The following is a 15,106-nucleotide window of genomic DNA, read 5'->3' as shown; positions in this document are numbered from 1 at the left end:
TAACGCTCGTCAAATTAGCTTGCTGCAACAGCTGCGGCTACGACGACCAGCAGGATCAGCGGCAGCAGGATACCCTGCGACGTGCCCTGTGTTTCTTCCACAACAACCGGTGCTTCGACAATCGGCTCTTCCAGGTTACCGGCATAAGCGGTCGAAGCAGCAGCGGTCAGTGCAGCGGCGAGAACGAGTTTCTTCATATTAACCTCCAGAATTTGCACGATTCCAAATAATGAAACCGCGCACCCAAGACTTACCTCGTGTTATTTTTCTAATCAGCTATCTGACTGGAATGCAATTGCAACTTGCGCTGCAAGCGGGTTCGTGAGCAAAAATGTGGTCAAATTAGCAACACTTGCGTGCCAACATTCGTCATTGAAAACAATTCTGCGATATCTTCGTTGAACAAGCCGATACATCCATTTGACGATCGGCGGCCGATCTTGCGTGTGTCATGCGTGCCATGGATGCGGTAATATTTCCAGCTGAGATACAAAGCGTGTGTTCCCAACGGGTTATCCGGACCTGGCGGAATATAGTCCGGCCATTCGGGGTTTCGCTTTTTCATCGATGGCGTCGGAGACCAGCTTGGACCTTCAACCTTGCGGATCACGCTGGTCCGGCCACGACGGGTCAATTCCTCGGTCAATGGCACTGAAGACGGGTAGAGTTTATAGGTTCTCTGGTCGTCGGACCAGTAATGTAACGCACGAGAAATTGTATCAACCAGGATCGCGCCGTTATTTGTATTTGAGAAATAGGTTCGCCAATCCTGCGCGCGAAAACCCGAAATGTTCCGACGCACCTGCGGTTCCGGCTCGGGCGCGGGGCGCAGCGGATCGCCGGGTATGTATTGCGCGATAGCAGGAGAGGCCAATACTGCCGACGCTCCGGCAATGAACCCACGACGGGTAGAAGTGTGTAAGTATTTTTTGACCATGATGAACGGTCCTCTGCTAAGGCCAACCTGAAAATCTCACATATTCTATTGCCAGAATGCTTCAGTCGCAAACCAAACCGGCAGAATCATGCGAAATGGGGGCACCGTTCGTTTGCCCAAGGCCGTCTGTCGCGCTATGCCCTAGGTTAAACCAATCATCAGGCTAATCATGACGCGTATAGTTTCTTTCCTTTTTGCATGCGTTGTTGCGCTGGCAGCGTGTACTCCAACCAGCACTCCGACCTATGGCTCGGACGGGCGGCCATTGCCGACAGTTTACAAGATCGGGCGAAACTCCGAAAAACTGCAGTTCCGCATGCTTGATTCGGTCAATGCGCTGCGTCAGGCTCAAGGCTTGCAGCCCGTGCAACTGAACGCACAACTGAACGCTGCCGCGGCAACACATTCAAAGGACATGGCCCGACAGAATCGTCCATGGCATTTTGGGTCGGACGGGTCCTCTCCGATCGACCGCGCGCGGCGCGTGGGCTACTTTGGTACCTTCCTAGGTGAAGCGATCTCTGAGACCTATGAGACCGAGACCGAGACCCTCGCTGCCTGGATGCAGGAACCCGGGCCGCGCTCGGTGATCATGGATCCGAAGGCTACGCAAATGGGGTTTGCCTGGCATCAGGAAGGCGGCGGCAAAATCTGGTGGACATTGGAAATGGGCACCGGCGGGTAGTCGCGTTGGAATCCGAAAAAAGCCCCCGGATGTCTGGGGGCTTTTTCTTATGTAAACTAAGCCGCTTGCATTGATTGTGCTTCGGTCAGAATGGCATACAGCTTGACCGGATCCGGGTTGGCGCGCAGCTTCGAGCAGACTGACGTATCGCGCAAGGTACGAGACACCAGCGCAAGCGCTTTCAAGTGATCCACCCCGGCCTCTTCGGGCGCGAACAGGGCAAAAGCGATATCGACCGGTTGGCGGTCGACCGAGCCAAAATCAAGCGGCTTTTCAAGCATCACGAACACGCCCGAAACACTTTCCAACCCGCCCATCCTTGCATGCGGGAGCGCCACGCCATGCCCAACACCGGTTGGCCCGAGGCTTTCTCTCTCTAGCAGCGCGTCAACGACGAGCTGAGCTTCAAGGCCCAGTGTCGCATCAGCCACATCCGCAATTTCCTGAAACAACCGCTTCTTGCTGGAAGCAGAAGACAATACGCGGACTGCCTCGGGCTTCAGTATGCTCGAAAGCTCCATGATTACGCTCCATGGCGACGCTCCCACAGATGCGGGGGCGCGCCTTTGCTATTCTTGCCTGTTACGGATCAATCCAGCCTATGTTGCCGTCTTCCCGACGATACACGACGTTCAATCCATCCTTGTTTTCATTCCGGAACACCAGCACCGGGGCACCGGCAAGTTCCATCTGCATAACGGCTTCACCAACACTCAGCGATGGGATCTTGGTTTCCATCTCGGCCACGATCATCGGCTGCAGGGATTCGGGTTCGTCAGCCGACTCAGATTCATCAGAGGCGAGGATATAAGACGACGCCCCGAAGAGTTCAACAGGCTCTGCACGATCCTTGTGATGGTCCTTCAGCCGCCGCTTATACCTGCGCAGTTGTGTTTCCATCTTGTCACAGCAGCCTTCGAAGGCCGCATAGATTTCAGTCGCATGGGCCTTGGCCTGCGCTGTCAGGCCAGTGGAAAGATGCACTGTGGTTTCGCATACATATTCATGCGCTGAACGGGAAAAGACGACGTTGGCATCTGTAGGTCGCTGGGCATATTTACCCACAACCTCGCCCAGCTCGGTCTGCACGTGAGTCTGCAGCGCCGCACCGATGTCGATCTGTTTTCCGCTGATTTGATAACGCATGTGATCTCCTTCACAATTCACACCCATTCTTACGTCACGTAGAGCGACGCATGTCTTTTTATCGGGTGGGGGATAAAGGCATATTCCGCGGTAGCCGCACCTGCCTCCCTTCAAAGAAGGGGGATCGTGATCCAGACGGGAACCGAAGAAACGCCATAGCCCAATTGAGGCAAGAGACGGCGAAAGAGTCAATCAAAACAGACGTGCATATACGTAAAATCCGCCCTACCGTCGGCGCAATTTTGCGCAAGCTTATGAAATCCGGAAGTTTTCGCCTAGGTACACGCGGCGTACGTTTTCGTTTTCGACCACTTCATCCGGTGTGCCGGACATCAGGACCTGACCATCATGCAGGATGTAGGCGCGATCCACAATCTCGAGCGTTTCCCGCACGTTATGATCGGTGATCAAAACACCGATGCCGCGCTTTTTCAGGTCGGCAACAAGGTGGCGGATGTCACCGACGCTGATCGGGTCAACACCGGCAAAAGGTTCGTCCAAAAGCAGGTATTTCGGATCAGCCGCGAGGCAGCGCGCAATCTCGACACGGCGACGTTCCCCGCCTGACAACGCCAGTGCAGGTGCCCGACGCAGATGTTCGATCGAGAAGTCCGACAGCAATTCCTCAAGTCGTTCTTTGCGGCGATGAACATGCTTCACCGAGATGTCGAGCACCGAAGCGATGTTGTCCTCAACGCTCATACCGCGAAAAATCGACATTTCCTGCGGCAGATAGCCGATGCCCAGCCGCGCACGGCGATACATTGGCAGGGTCGTCACGGTCTGCCCGTCAATCGTGACGGTGCCGGCCTCGGGGAACACCAGACCAGCGACCGAATAGAACGTTGTGGTTTTGCCTGAACCGTTTGGCCCCAGCAGCGCAACAACTTCGGACCGGTCGAGCGTCATCGACACATCCCGGATCACCGTTTTCTTGCGATAGGATTTCCGCAGTTTTTCGATCCGAAGGCCTGATTGCCCATGGGCCACGGTCAATTCAGGCCGCGTCATCAGTTTTCGCCCTGCTGCAGGATGGTTTTGACATTTCCAGTCATCGTAGCTGTGCCGGTCGTCAGGTTGGCATTCATCTGATCGCCACTGATGGTGCTGGGTCCCTGCGTCAACAGCACATTGCCCTTCATTACGATGACGCCCGAGTCGATGGTGTATTCAGCCCAGTCACCCTCGGCCGCATCGGGCGGGCTGACCAGAACCACATCTTCGGTCGCTTCCATCCGCTCAATGCCCGAGCGTTCCTCATTGTAGATCACCAACACGCGCTCAGCCGTCAGGCGCATCTCACCCTGAATAACGATCACATTTCCCAGAAACTCGGCCGATCCGTCCTCTTGATTGACGTTCAACCGTTCCGATGTCACCTCGACTGGTTGGCTAGGATCTGCTTGGACAGCGCCAAACGCGACCTGCGTTTCCTGCGCAGCCGCACCAAAAGCACCCAGGGTCAGAGCGCAACAAATCAGAACAAAACGAAAATTTGTCACAGGTTATCTTTCTGCCTTTTCGGGCTCGTATATCAGCTTCACGCCGTCTGTAAAAATAATATGGACAGGACCATCCTTTTTTTCCGTGCCGAAGGTCATCCCACCCGCCGTGAAATTGCCGATGATACCAGTTCCATTGACCTGACCCGGCGCGTCGCCCCGGATTTCGTTGAGTGCGGTGTTCAGCAGTTCGGTGGTGACGACAGTGCCATCCGTTGACGTGATGACCACGTCACCAACAAAGGTGGCCGAGTTCTTGTCAGGCCGCAGCACGCCCGAATTTGAATCCAGCGTGATGACACCGCCATTCGACAGACCCAAACGACCGCGGAATTCTGCGGCAGTCGGAGTGGATGCCCCGGTCCCCTGCGTGGCCCGGATCGCCTGAATCTGAACCTCTTCACCCTTGCGCGTGGTGCCGCGGTAATTGGGCTGGGTCACCACCTGATCCGCCAGCCGTTCGTCGATGTCCTTTTGCGCGAAAGGCACGTTCACGCTGGTATCGATACTTCGGGACAACAGGAAGACGCTGGATAGCATCAGGATGGCCACCAGCGGTAGCAACACCTTGAGGAACTGTACCCTGCGTGAATGTCCGTCCACTGCGATACCTCCCGTCTAACCCAGCCCGACGCGCAGGCAATCGTGGATGTGCAACAAGCCTTCGGCCCGTCCTTGAGCAGCGGGATCAACCACGAATAACGACGTAATCTTGCGGTCGTTCATGATCGCGACCGCCTCTTCCGCCATTGCATTCGGTGCGATGGTAAGCGGGTCACGCGTCATGACCTCTTCAGTGTTTTTACCCAAAAGGCCATCCATATTCCGGCGCAGGTCGCCATCGGTCACGATACCTAAAAGGCGGGTAGTTTCATCCGTAACGCCAACGACGCCAAAGCTTTTTTGACTCATGACCAGCAAGGCCTCGCTCATTGGTGTGCCAACAGGAACCAAGGGCAAATCCTTGTGCATCAGATCACGCACAGTCGAAAGCTGCGCGCCCAGCTTGCCGCCGGGGTGAAAGGCGCGGAAATCCTCGGGTTTGAAATCGCGATACTTCATCAGGGCAATCGCCAGCGCATCACCCATCGCCAGCGTCAGCGTGGTCGAGACCGAGGGCACCATTCCAAAGCCGCAAGCCTCGCCCAAAGACGGGATCAACAGGTGCACGTCCGCCTGCTTCATCAACGTACTTTCCGGCTTGCTCGACAACCCGATCAGCGGAATCCCAAAGCGCTGGGTAAAGGCCAGCAGGTTCGCCAGTTCAGGCGCTTCGCCCGAGTTTGAAATCGCCAGAACCACATCGCCCTTGGACACCATGCCAAGATCGCCATGGCTGGCCTCGGCCGGGTGTACGAAATAGGCGGGCGTGCCCGTGCTGGCCAGCGTGGCGGCGATCTTGTGTCCGATATGGCCGGATTTACCAATGCCGCTAACAATAATACGGCCCGGAGCCCGAAGGATCATATGCACCGCTTCGGCGAACTGATCATCCAAACTGTCAGCCAGCACATCCAGCGCTCGGGCCTCGTCGGTGACAACCTGCTTGGCGGTTTTCAAAAAGGACTCGTTGTCGGTCATGAGTGTGCAAAGATATCCGTTTCGGGCCAACCGGCGAGGTCAAGCTTCGCACGCATCGGCAAGAAGTCAAAACAAGCCTGCGCCATCTCGGTGCGGTCTTCGCGTGCCAGACGCGCGTCCAGCGCGTCACGCAGTTGGTGCAGGTACAAGACGTCCGAGGCCGCATAGTCCAGCTGCGCCTCGGTCAGGGTTTCAGCACCCCAGTCGCTCATCTGCTGCTGCTTCGAAATATCGACCCCGATCAGTTCCTGGCACAGATTCTTCAACCCGTGCCGATCGGTATAGGTTCGCACCAGCCGACTGGCGATCTTGGTGCAGTAAACCGGCGCGGCCAGTGCCCCAAAGGCATGATACATCGCGGCAATATCAAACCGGCCGAAATGGAACAACTTGAGCACATTCGGGTTTTCAAGCATGGCGCACAGGTTCGGTGCTGCGGTCTGGCCCTTTTCCACCTGTACAATATGGCTGTGACCGTCGCCGCCGGACATCTGGATCACACACAGGCGATCGCGATGCGGATTCAACCCCATGGTTTCACAATCAATCGCCACGACGGAACCAAGGTCCAGCCCGTCCGGCAGGTCGTTTTTATAGAGATGGTTTGCCACGAGGGTCTTCCTTTACGCGATATTGACCCCGAAATAGGCGGTTTGGTTTGTAAACTCAACGCCGCAGGCAGGATCACGCTACTCATGTCGCCCGCGTTTGACAGAATCCATATGGGGGGGATAGGGATATAGCTATGACGTTGGACACTCGTAATTCTCATCCTCAGATCTCAGCACGGCTCAAGCGGGCAAATGGTCACTTGGCTAAGGTCATACAAATGCTGGACGATCAGGCCCCTCCCGCCGACATTGCCCAGCAACTCTTTGCTGTTGAAAAAGCAATCGCTATCGCCAAGCGCGTTTTGATCTACGATCACATCGAACACTGTCTGTCGCCTGATGGTCAAAGCGATTCACCTGACATAGAAAGCTTAAAGACGATAACAAAATACCTATAAAGTTGGTGCGCATTCGTGCTCAATGCCACCTGCCGGGCGCTCAGATTGCTGCACTGTTGGGCAACCGGGCTGGCACAACGCTTTTATGGATGGCCCTGACCTCGGCGCCCGGGGTCGCGGCAGCGTTGGTAATTTGGCCACGCTCGGGCCAGACAGCCATCTCCAAAAGCATTCCGACACATCTTGAGCCGCAAACGCGCTGTGTTACACCTTGGACACCATGGACCAACTAGACCGTCGCATCATAGCCGCCCTGCAACACAACGCCCGCGAGTCGACCTCGAAAATCGCGGCGAAACTGGGCGTGGCCCGGACGACCGTGCATGAGCGAATTCGCAGAATGGAAGAGAACGGCACAATCGCCGGATATTCCGTCATATTGAACAGCCCCGAGGATGCCCCACGCGTGCAGGTCATTGTCTTGCTTGAAGTGCAGCAAAAGGAAACCACGCGCATTATCAAACGGCTTGAGGCCTACCCCGAAGTGAAACTCTGCCTGTCCATCAATGGTGAGTTCGATCTTCTGTTGTCCGCCGAGGCTCCGAGGCTCGAGGATCTGGACATTCTGGTTGACGACTTGGCCAAGATCCCCGGTGTTCAGCGCACAAACACAAGTGTCGTGTTTGGCCGCCGGATAGATCGAATTTGAGTGGCTGATAACCCTCTGTAAACCCTAGCAAGACTAGCTTGGCCCGGATTGATCAGAATTCCGGACTGGCAGAATGCCTCATCTTTTAATTCTTGGACTTTGTTTTCTTACCTTGTGCGTGGCGCATCAGGGTTTTGCCATGCCGAATGCCGGCGGGGCCAGGATATGTGACACCGCCGCCCGCCGTGCCGCCCATGCCGAAGACGTACCATTGGACGTTCTGCGTGCGATTGCGCGCATAGAAACCGGGCGCACGCGGGACGGGCGGCTCGAGCCTTGGCCGTGGACCATAAATGTTGAGGGGCAGGGATTTTGGTTCACCTCGGAACGCGAGGCAAAATTTTACGTCTTCAACATTTTCAAAGCGGGCAAACGCAGCTTTGATATCGGTTGTTTTCAAATCAATTATCGTTGGCATAGCAAGGCCTTCCGATCCATTGATGCGATGTTCGACCCTTATGAAAATGCCGCTTATGCCGCTCGTTTTCTGAAAAGGCTATATGCCGAGCTCGGGTCCTGGCCCGCTGCGGTCGGGGCCTATCATTCCCGCACACCATCACTGGCACAGTCGTATTCAAGCCGTTTTCAGACCGTTTTTGCCCAACTGGATCAAAGCGGGCAGCAAGCCTTGGGCTGGGGCGAGGATGACACGTCCACTTCCAGTGCGGCCTCTCTGCTCCCGATAAACCCTCAACAGTCTGGCGGGAAATCGCTGGGCTCTCTGGTTCCGCCGTCCGGCGCTGCAACCGCCTTTATCTCGTTCGATTAGGAGAATCGCGTGCCCAAAATCGACGCCCGTTCCCTGTTTTCTCCGACCGTGCTGCTGGCGCTTGCGCTGATGACGGTCATCGTGATGATGATCCTGCCAATGCCCGCCTGGGTGCTGGATGTGGGTCTGGCGACCTCGTTCGCGTTGGCGATCCTGATCTTCACGCTGACGCTGTTTATCGAACGGCCATTGGATTTTTCGTCTTTTCCAACAATCCTTCTGGCCTCGCTGATGTTGCGGCTGTCGCTGAACGTGTCCTCAACCAAGTTGATCATTGGGCAAGGCCACACTGGACCAAACGCCGCCGGAGACGTAATCGAAGGCTTTGCCGATTTCGTTATGGGCGGCAGCATATTTCTTGGGCTGGTGGTCTTTGGCGTTCTGCTGATCGTGAACTTTATGGTAATCACCAAAGGTGCCGCGCGCATGGCCGAGGTTGGCGCGCGATTTGCTCTGGACGGGATGCCCGGAAAGCAACTTGCAATCGACAGCGACATGAGCGCCGGGGCCATCGACCACCAGCAAGCGAAAGAGCGGCGTGAGCGCGAACAACAGGAAACGACCTTTTTCGGCTCACTCGACGGTGCGTCGAAATTTGTCAAAGGCGATGCAGTTGCCGGGCTGCTGATTACTTTGCTGAACCTTGTGATGGGCCTGATCATGGGCGTAATCGTGCATGGGATGCCGATCTCCTCGGCGTTCGAAACCTATGCCATCCTCACCGTTGGCGACGGGCTGGTCTCGCAAATCCCGGCCGTGATCATCTCGATCGCCTCGGCTCTGTTGCTGGCGCGTGGCGGCACGCAGGGCGCAACCGATAATGCGATTTTCTCGCAATTGGGGCGGCATCCGGCCGCTCTGGGAACTGTCGCAATGCTCATGGTGCTATTTGCACTTGTGCCCGGTTTGCCCTTCTTGCCATTCATTTTGGGCGCGGGCGTGCTGGGCTACGCGGCCTTTACTGTTCACCGCAAACAATCCGCGCAGGACGCCGAGGCCGCAGACCCTGCGGAACAGGATGATACTCCAGCTTCTCAAGCTATCGGAGACATTCTGGACCTCGACGACGTTCATCTGGAATTCGCGCCCGATCTGGTCAGCATGGTTCTGAATCCGGGTACCGGGCTGGATGCTCGGATTGCCAATATGCGGACCTACGTGGCCTCTAGCTTTGGCCTGATCCTGCCCGACATTCGCCTGACCGACCGCGCCGAACTGCCAATGGGCACTTATGTGGTCAAGGTGCAAGGAGTTGAGCAGGCACGCGGCGTTCTGAACCCTGACTTGGTGCTGGCGCTGGTGCAGGACGGCCACGATGTGCTGCCCGAGGGGAATGATGTCACCGAACCTGTATATGGCGCGCCTGCGCGGTGGATTCTACCCAAGGACCAAGAGGCCGCCGCGTTGAGCGGGGCCACCATCGTTTCACCGCCTGAGATTCTGGCCACCCATCTGCTTGAGATCATCAAGCAGAATTTCTCGCGCCTGCTGACGCTGAAATCCCTTCGTCGGCTATTGTCCGAGATGACCCGTCTGAGTGATCCGGTCCGGGCTGAGGCAAACCGCAAACTGCTGGATGAGTTGATCCCCGACAAGGTGCCTATCGACACATTGCATGCCGTGCTACGGCTGCTGCTGGACGAACGGGTCTCGATCCGCAACATGGCCCTTATCCTGGAATCTGTTGCTGAGGCGCGCCTGACCACTACCCAGCCCGAAGGCATCTGCGAACTGGTTCGGCAACGATTAGGCTTTCAACTGGTCGCCGAGATGAAACGCGAAGACGGTTCGATCCCCCTGATCCAGCTGGCGCCGGAGTGGGAAGATACATTCGCCACCTATCAGATTGATGCACCTGTGTCGGGTCTTGACGTGGCGCTGCCGCCAAACCTGTTCAACAAACTGGCTGACGGTGTGACCGATAGTGTGGCGCAATCCGCCGATCATGGGCTGTTTCCTGCGTTGGTCACCTCGACCCGGCGACGCCGGCTGCTGCGCACCGTCATGCATGCGCGCGGCATTGCCAACCCCGTGCTGTCCTTTGAAGAAATAGGGCTTGAGGCGCGTCCAGCGCTGGTCGGAACCGTCCCCGCATGATCGCGCTGCCACCGGAGCTTTTGCCCCAGCTGAGCGAAGGTCTGTGGCACATGTTTGCCGTTTTTCTACGTGTCTCGGCGATGGTCTCGCTGCTGCCCGCCTTCGGCGAACGCAGCATCCCGACGCGCGTAAAGTTTAGTGTCGCTGCGGCTTTCACCTTGATTGTAACACCTGCGATTGCGGAGCCAGTCACCCAGCCAGACCTGCTATCTATGGTAGGTATGGTATTAACCGAAGTGCTGATCGGGGTCGCCTTGGGAATTGCGCTGCGGGTATTCGTATTGGCCTTGCAGACCGCAGGCTCGATTGCTGCCCAGGCAACGTCGTTGTCGCAAATTCTTGGACCGGCCGCTGCAGACCCTGTCCCGGCGATGGGGTACATGCTGACGCTGGCCGGGATAACACTTGCTGTTTTGCTCGGCTTACACGTGCGCGCGGCGCAGTTTCTGATCCATAGCTATACATTGTTTCCGATGGGCACAGCACCGCTTGCGCCGGACCTGTCACAATGGGGGGTGCAACAGATCGCGCGCAGCTTTGCGTTGGCCTTTTCCCTAGCCATGCCCTTCGTCATAGCCTCGCTTATCTACAACCTCGCGCTGGGCGTCATTAACCGTGCGATGCCGCAGTTGATGGTGGCCTTTGTCGGCGCGCCGGCCATCACCTTCGCGGGCCTTTTCCTTCTGTTCGCAGGAACCCCCCTGATCCTGTCTGTATGGTCGGATGCCTTGTTCTCATTCATGCTGAACCCGCTTGAGGACCCTAGATGAGCGCATCTGACGACGACAGCGACAAGTCCCACGAGGCGACTCCGCAAAAGCTTCAGAAAGCCCGCGAAAAGGGTGAGGTTGCGAAGTCGAACGACTTGTCCGTCGTGGCCGCCTATACCGGGTTGCTTGTCGCGTTGCTCGCAGCTGGACAATTCAGCGTTCAGAGCATGGGCAGCTTGTTCGCCGTACTGATTGATCAGGCCGGTGAAATCGCACCCTTATTGGTTGACGGATCAGCCGCCAACCCGGTCGGAGGGATGCTGACTACCGCGTTACTGTCGGCTGGGCTCCTGTTCGCTGTGCCCGCCGCTGCGGTTCTACTCAGCTTGATCGCCCAACGCGCCTTGATCTTCGCGCCCAGCAAGTTGAAGCCAAAGCTTTCCCGCATCTCGATCATCTCGAACGCCAAGAACAAATTTGGTCGCGGCGGCTTGTTCGAATTTGCCAAAAGCTTTGTGAAACTGGTGATCTACGGTACCTGCCTGGCGCTGTTTCTCAAGGCCAACATGGCCGCGATTCTTTCGGCCAGCGCATCACCCGCACGGATGTCCGTGATGTTAATGATGAACTTCCTGTTTCGCTTTATGTTCATCGTCATTGCAGTGGCACTGGCGATCGGGGTGGTGGATTACTTGTGGCAACACGCTGAACACATGCGCAAGAACAGGATGTCGCGCAAGGAAGTTCAGGACGAAACCAAAGATGCCGAAGGTGACCCCCACGTAAAGCAACAACGCCGCCAACGTGCGCAGGACATCGCCATGAACCAAATGATGTCGGACGTGCCCGAAGCGGACGTCGTCATCGTCAACCCAACCCACTACGCTGTAGCCTTGAAATGGGCCCGTACAGCGGGATCCGCGCCAGTTTGCGTGGCCAAAGGCGTTGATGAGGTCGCCGCCGCCATCCGAGCCCGCGCCATGGAAGCCGGTGTTCCACTCCATTCCGATCCGCCCACTGCCCGCGCCCTGCACGCAGCTGTCGAGATCGGACAGGAAATTGCGGAAGAGCATTATCGGCCCGTCGCTGCAGCGATCCGTTTCGCTGAGGCCATGCGCAAAAAGGCAAAAGGACAGATCAGGTGAAACAAAACGTATTTTCGGATCTTGAGAAAGTCACTGAAGCCACTTTTCAAAAAGAGCGCAAGCTTTTGCGCCCCTTGCTTGAGGCCGAGGCCCGCGTACAGCAGCAGTTGGCCCGGCTTGAAGCGCAGGTGCAGCAATCGCGAAAGGACAGCGGCTCGTCCGAGGGCTACCGCGTGACCGGTACAGATATTTTGTGGAGCAGTTGGGAATCGGCCTCACGCCGCCAACTCAATCTGGAATTGGCCAGAATTCGTGCCCAAAAACTTAACGCCATGGAAGCGTTGCGCAGGGCATTCGGCCGCCAACAAGCTGTCGCGAAGCTTTCCGCCGCGCAGACAGAGGCGTTCAAACGCGCTAGGGGTAAGAAATTGTCATCATACTAGTCTGCACGAAAGCCGTCAGGATCAAACATCCTGACGGCTGACACTCATGATCAAGACCCGCGATACTTCACCACCCATGCTTTTACGCGCCTCTTCAAGCAACGCTTTGCGCAGGACTTCTAAGTTATCTGACTCGGTGAATGCACCATCGAAGCCGCCAGAATTTGCGTGGTCAAACATGACCTGTAAAAAACCGTCACGCAGCTTCGGCTCGATCGCATAGAATGCTTCGGTCGTGCCAACGCTGGCCTCAAGGCTCAAAGTCATAGTTACCAGCGCGGCAATCCGGTCCTCGTCAACGACGGGCACTACGAATTGCTTGGCCATCCTGATGTATTCATATCCGCTCTTCTTGTAGTTTTCGCCCACCATATCGCTTGAATTTGATGAGGTATTGGTGGGGTTCGTCGCGTCTTGGCTGTGTTTTACAGCCTCGCTCGACCGGCTGGTCGGCGGTAGTGTCACTCCGGCCCCAATTCCAGCGCCAAGACCCAGCAGCATAAACAAAACGGGTAAAAGTATGTTCATCACATCCGCTCCTTAATACGGCAGTACGGCGTCAAGAATCTGCTGGCCGAAGCGTGGCTGTTGCACATCCGTGATCTGTCCTCGTCCACCATAAGACACACGGGCCGAGGCGATCTTGTCATAGGTGATTTCGTTCCTGCGCGAGATATCCTGCGGCCGCACGAAGCCTGTGACCAACAGCTCGCGCAGTTCGAAATTTACCCGCAGTTCCTGCGAACCAGTGATAGACAGGACGCCGTTCGGAAGAACATCCACGACCGTCGCCGCTACGCGCAGCGTCAGTTTTTCCTTGCGGGTCACCGACCCTTCGCCCTCACTTTCCGAAGCGGAGTTGATCGCAACAGCCTCTGCCAACGACGCCCCTTCGGGCAAGCGCCGGTTCGCGCGCTGCGGCAATCCAAACAATCCGTTTATCCCAAGGCTTTCCGAGGCCGAACGCGACCGTTCCGTGTCATTCGTGAACTCTGCCTGTTCGTCCAGTTCGATCACGACCGTCAGGATGTCACCCTTCTTGATTGCCCGCTGATCTCCCAGCAATGAATTCTGCCCACCGCTCCACAACGAGGACTGGTCCACATTGCGTTGCGGCTGGGTATGCAGCGGCAGTCCTGGCCACAGCATCGCGACCTGTTCCGGAGAGTCCTCGTTTGGTGTAAAGCTTGGAGGCCGACCCAGGTGATCAACGCGCCCACAGGCCGACACGAGCAAAACCGCGCCGAGCAGAGACTTGGAGAGTATGGACATCATTTAACCTCGATGTTGCCATCCGGTCGAACTACGCCGGAGATGGTGGTACGGGACGAAAGGTTCATGACCCGAATGCGATCCCCAGCGGCGCCACGCCCTAGCGCGCGACCCTCTGCCGTGATCGACAGCGGCTGGCGGTCAAAGATCAGCACAACAAGGTCGTTACGATCCACGAGGGCGGGTGGCCCCACGTCAGTCGCGCGAATGGGGCGCCCCGGATACAGTGCCACACGGGCTTCTAACCCAACCAGGACCTCAGGATCACTGACACCTCCGGCTACCTTCTGGGGTTTGGTCTCAAGATCGTTGGCCGCGATAATTTCCTTGGCGCGGATCGTCCGAGTTGGAACGACGGTATCGGCTATGGCAGCCACCGGCACCAGAAGCGATGCTATCAGGATCAGGAACCGCATCACCGCACCTGTGTCGTTGCGCCCATCATCTGATCGACGGCAGAGATGACCTTAGCGTTCATCTCATATCCCCGCTGCGCTTCGATCAGTTCCGTGACCTCACGCACCGCATCGACCGAACTGTCCTCAAGATAACCCTGACGCAAGGTGCCCAGCCCGTCCTCACCCGGGGTTCCAACTATTGGCGCGCCAGAGGCCTCGGTCTCTTTGAACAGGTTACCGCCAATCGCTTCGAGCCCTTTGGCGTTCGAGAAACTGGCAAGCGTCAGTTCCCCCAACCGTTGCCCGTCAGTCGTATCGTCGAAATAGGCATAGACCTCACCCGACGCATTGATCGAGATCGACCGGGCATCGTCGGGAATGGTGATTTCCGGGGCCACTGCGAACCCATCCGAGGTGATGATCAGTCCTTCGGCGGATTGTTTCAAACTACCATCGCGGGTAAAAGCCGACTGCCCATTAGGCAGCGTTACCTCAAGGTATCCGCGCCCTTCGATGGCGACATCCAAATCGTTTCCCGTTTCTGACAACGCGCCCTGCGCCAGTTGCACCGTTACAGCCGCAGGACGCACCCCCAGACCCAGTTGAATACCCGTCGGCAGGACGGTCCCGTCATTGGCATTTACTGCTCCGGGCCGTGCCATCTGCTGATAATGCAAATCCGCGAATTCGGCCCGGCGCGCGTTGTAGCCGGTGGTGTTCGTGTTCGCCAAGTTGTTGGAAATCGTCTCGACCCGCATCTGCTGCGCGGTCATGCCTGTTGCCGCAATCTTCAAAGCCCGCATTTTGGAATCTTCCTTTCAAA

The 15,106-nt window shown here is 56.9% G+C and carries 21 protein-coding genes; 8 read left to right on the top strand and 13 right to left on the bottom strand.

What is annotated here, in order from left to right:
• Window positions 1-14 precede the first annotated feature (14 nt).
• Window positions 15-197 (bottom strand): ferrochelatase, encoded by a 183-nt coding sequence (locus tag AVO44_RS15395; protein WP_068338552.1) that lies wholly within the window; start codon window positions 195-197, stop codon window positions 15-17.
• 140 nt (window positions 198-337) lie between these two features.
• A complete protein-coding gene (locus AVO44_RS15390; protein ID WP_068338549.1) occupies window positions 338-937 on the bottom strand; it encodes a L,D-transpeptidase in 600 nt (199 codons plus the stop codon).
• A 169-nt stretch (window positions 938-1,106) separates the two neighbouring features.
• On the opposite strand from AVO44_RS15390, the gene dalA reads away from it, so the two are divergent.
• The gene (dalA, locus tag AVO44_RS15385) at window positions 1,107-1,622 is read left to right on the top strand and encodes a divisome-associated lipoprotein DalA (protein ID WP_068338545.1); all 516 of its coding nucleotides are present in this window, start codon (window positions 1,107-1,109) and stop codon (window positions 1,620-1,622) included.
• Window positions 1,623-1,678: 56 nt separating this feature from the next.
• Here the strand turns inward: dalA and AVO44_RS15380 are convergent, their stop codons facing one another.
• From AVO44_RS15380 to AVO44_RS15350, 7 genes are all read right to left on the bottom strand, one after another.
• Complete coding sequence (locus AVO44_RS15380) at window positions 1,679-2,143, bottom strand: PTS sugar transporter subunit IIA (RefSeq protein WP_068338541.1); 465 nt, start codon at window positions 2,141-2,143, stop codon at window positions 1,679-1,681.
• A 61-nt stretch (window positions 2,144-2,204) separates the two neighbouring features.
• Entirely contained in the window at window positions 2,205-2,768 is a 564-nt protein-coding gene (hpf, locus tag AVO44_RS15375; protein ID WP_068338538.1) for a ribosome hibernation-promoting factor, HPF/YfiA family, read from the bottom strand.
• Window positions 2,769-3,020: 252 nt separating this feature from the next.
• Window positions 3,021-3,779 (bottom strand): LPS export ABC transporter ATP-binding protein, encoded by a 759-nt coding sequence (gene lptB / locus AVO44_RS15370; protein WP_068338535.1) that lies wholly within the window; start codon window positions 3,777-3,779, stop codon window positions 3,021-3,023.
• On the bottom strand, window positions 3,779-4,270 hold the full coding sequence (locus AVO44_RS15365; RefSeq protein WP_068338532.1) for an LptA/OstA family protein: 492 nt from the start codon (window positions 4,268-4,270) through the stop codon (window positions 3,779-3,781). Before AVO44_RS15365 ends, lptB begins: the two co-directional genes overlap by 1 nt.
• 3 nt (window positions 4,271-4,273) lie before the next feature.
• A complete protein-coding gene (gene lptC, locus AVO44_RS15360) occupies window positions 4,274-4,873 on the bottom strand; it encodes an LPS export ABC transporter periplasmic protein LptC (protein WP_068338529.1) in 600 nt (199 codons plus the stop codon).
• 15 nt (window positions 4,874-4,888) lie between these two features.
• Window positions 4,889-5,851, bottom strand: a complete 963-nt coding sequence (locus AVO44_RS15355) for a KpsF/GutQ family sugar-phosphate isomerase (protein ID WP_068338526.1) — start codon at window positions 5,849-5,851, stop codon at window positions 4,889-4,891.
• Window positions 5,848-6,462: a ribonuclease D gene (locus AVO44_RS15350; protein ID WP_068338523.1), complete on the bottom strand. Its 615-nt coding sequence runs from the start codon at window positions 6,460-6,462 to the stop codon at window positions 5,848-5,850. Before AVO44_RS15350 ends, AVO44_RS15355 begins: the two co-directional genes overlap by 4 nt.
• A gap of 134 nt (window positions 6,463-6,596) precedes the next feature.
• Between AVO44_RS15350 and AVO44_RS15345 the strand changes: the two genes are divergently transcribed.
• The 7 genes from AVO44_RS15345 to AVO44_RS15315 all read left to right on the top strand — a co-directional run bounded on the left by AVO44_RS15345 (window position 6,597) and on the right by AVO44_RS15315 (window position 12,613).
• Window positions 6,597-6,860: a metal-sensing transcriptional repressor gene (locus AVO44_RS15345; protein WP_068338520.1), complete on the top strand. Its 264-nt coding sequence runs from the start codon at window positions 6,597-6,599 to the stop codon at window positions 6,858-6,860.
• 220 nt (window positions 6,861-7,080) lie between these two features.
• Window positions 7,081-7,509, top strand: coding sequence for an Lrp/AsnC family transcriptional regulator (locus AVO44_RS15340; protein WP_068338517.1), 429 nt, complete (start codon window positions 7,081-7,083; stop codon window positions 7,507-7,509).
• 73 nt (window positions 7,510-7,582) lie between these two features.
• On the top strand, window positions 7,583-8,278 hold the full coding sequence (locus AVO44_RS15335; RefSeq protein WP_068338514.1) for a lytic transglycosylase domain-containing protein: 696 nt from the start codon (window positions 7,583-7,585) through the stop codon (window positions 8,276-8,278).
• Between the two features lie 9 nt (window positions 8,279-8,287).
• Window positions 8,288-10,375: a flagellar biosynthesis protein FlhA gene (gene flhA, locus AVO44_RS15330; RefSeq protein WP_068338512.1), complete on the top strand. Its 2,088-nt coding sequence runs from the start codon at window positions 8,288-8,290 to the stop codon at window positions 10,373-10,375.
• Window positions 10,372-11,145, top strand: a complete 774-nt coding sequence (locus tag AVO44_RS15325) for a flagellar biosynthetic protein FliR (protein ID WP_068338510.1) — start codon at window positions 10,372-10,374, stop codon at window positions 11,143-11,145. Before flhA ends, AVO44_RS15325 begins: the two co-directional genes overlap by 4 nt.
• Complete coding sequence (gene flhB, locus AVO44_RS15320; protein ID WP_068338507.1) at window positions 11,142-12,230, top strand: flagellar type III secretion system protein FlhB; 1,089 nt, start codon at window positions 11,142-11,144, stop codon at window positions 12,228-12,230. The genes AVO44_RS15325 and flhB overlap by 4 nt, the downstream gene beginning before the upstream one ends.
• A complete protein-coding gene (locus tag AVO44_RS15315) occupies window positions 12,227-12,613 on the top strand; it encodes a hypothetical protein (protein WP_068338504.1) in 387 nt (128 codons plus the stop codon). Before flhB ends, AVO44_RS15315 begins: the two co-directional genes overlap by 4 nt.
• A gap of 21 nt (window positions 12,614-12,634) precedes the next feature.
• Here the strand turns inward: AVO44_RS15315 and AVO44_RS15310 are convergent, their stop codons facing one another.
• The 4 genes from AVO44_RS15310 to flgG are packed head-to-tail and all read right to left on the bottom strand — an operon-like array spanning window position 12,635 to window position 15,086.
• A complete protein-coding gene (locus AVO44_RS15310; RefSeq protein WP_068338501.1) occupies window positions 12,635-13,141 on the bottom strand; it encodes a flagellar basal body-associated FliL family protein in 507 nt (168 codons plus the stop codon).
• Between the two features lie 12 nt (window positions 13,142-13,153).
• A complete protein-coding gene (flgH, locus tag AVO44_RS15305; RefSeq protein WP_068338944.1) occupies window positions 13,154-13,885 on the bottom strand; it encodes a flagellar basal body L-ring protein FlgH in 732 nt (243 codons plus the stop codon).
• Complete coding sequence (gene flgA, locus AVO44_RS15300) at window positions 13,885-14,301, bottom strand: flagellar basal body P-ring formation chaperone FlgA (protein ID WP_068338499.1); 417 nt, start codon at window positions 14,299-14,301, stop codon at window positions 13,885-13,887. The genes flgH and flgA overlap by 1 nt, the downstream gene beginning before the upstream one ends.
• Entirely contained in the window at window positions 14,301-15,086 is a 786-nt protein-coding gene (gene flgG / locus AVO44_RS15295; RefSeq protein WP_068338498.1) for a flagellar basal-body rod protein FlgG, read from the bottom strand. Before flgG ends, flgA begins: the two co-directional genes overlap by 1 nt.
• Between the last annotated feature and the right edge of the window lie 20 nt (window positions 15,087-15,106).

The sequence above is a fragment of the Ruegeria profundi genome, from assembly GCF_001507545.1.
In the GTDB taxonomy this organism is placed as follows: Bacteria; Pseudomonadota; Alphaproteobacteria; order Rhodobacterales; family Rhodobacteraceae; genus Ruegeria; species Ruegeria profundi.
This window is presented reverse-complemented; position numbering and strand designations above follow the sequence as displayed.

Excerpts from the sequence above, each read along its gene's own strand:
- AVO44_RS15390 (WP_068338549.1), bottom strand. The coding sequence starts at position 937 with ATGGTCAAAAAATACTTACACACTTCTACCCGTCGTGGGTTCATTGCC.
- AVO44_RS15380 (WP_068338541.1), bottom strand. The coding sequence starts at position 2,143 with ATGGAGCTTTCGAGCATACTGAAGCCCGAGGCAGTCCGCGTATTGTCT.
- lptB (WP_068338535.1), bottom strand. The coding sequence starts at position 3,779 with ATGACGCGGCCTGAATTGACCGTGGCCCATGGGCAATCAGGCCTTCGG.
- hpf (WP_068338538.1), bottom strand. The coding sequence starts at position 2,768 with ATGCGTTATCAAATCAGCGGAAAACAGATCGACATCGGTGCGGCGCTG.
- AVO44_RS15340 (WP_068338517.1), top strand. The coding sequence starts at position 7,081 with ATGGACCAACTAGACCGTCGCATCATAGCCGCCCTGCAACACAACGCC.
- dalA (WP_068338545.1), top strand. The coding sequence starts at position 1,107 with ATGACGCGTATAGTTTCTTTCCTTTTTGCATGCGTTGTTGCGCTGGCA.
- flgA (WP_068338499.1), bottom strand. The coding sequence starts at position 14,301 with ATGCGGTTCCTGATCCTGATAGCATCGCTTCTGGTGCCGGTGGCTGCC.
- AVO44_RS15310 (WP_068338501.1), bottom strand. The coding sequence starts at position 13,141 with ATGAACATACTTTTACCCGTTTTGTTTATGCTGCTGGGTCTTGGCGCT.
- flhB (WP_068338507.1), top strand. The coding sequence starts at position 11,142 with ATGAGCGCATCTGACGACGACAGCGACAAGTCCCACGAGGCGACTCCG.
- AVO44_RS15355 (WP_068338526.1), bottom strand. The coding sequence starts at position 5,851 with ATGACCGACAACGAGTCCTTTTTGAAAACCGCCAAGCAGGTTGTCACC.
- flgH (WP_068338944.1), bottom strand. The coding sequence starts at position 13,885 with ATGTCCATACTCTCCAAGTCTCTGCTCGGCGCGGTTTTGCTCGTGTCG.
- AVO44_RS15335 (WP_068338514.1), top strand. The coding sequence starts at position 7,583 with ATGCCTCATCTTTTAATTCTTGGACTTTGTTTTCTTACCTTGTGCGTG.
- flgG (WP_068338498.1), bottom strand. The coding sequence starts at position 15,086 with ATGCGGGCTTTGAAGATTGCGGCAACAGGCATGACCGCGCAGCAGATG.
- AVO44_RS15325 (WP_068338510.1), top strand. The coding sequence starts at position 10,372 with ATGATCGCGCTGCCACCGGAGCTTTTGCCCCAGCTGAGCGAAGGTCTG.
- AVO44_RS15395 (WP_068338552.1), bottom strand. The coding sequence starts at position 197 with ATGAAGAAACTCGTTCTCGCCGCTGCACTGACCGCTGCTGCTTCGACC.
- AVO44_RS15345 (WP_068338520.1), top strand. The coding sequence starts at position 6,597 with ATGACGTTGGACACTCGTAATTCTCATCCTCAGATCTCAGCACGGCTC.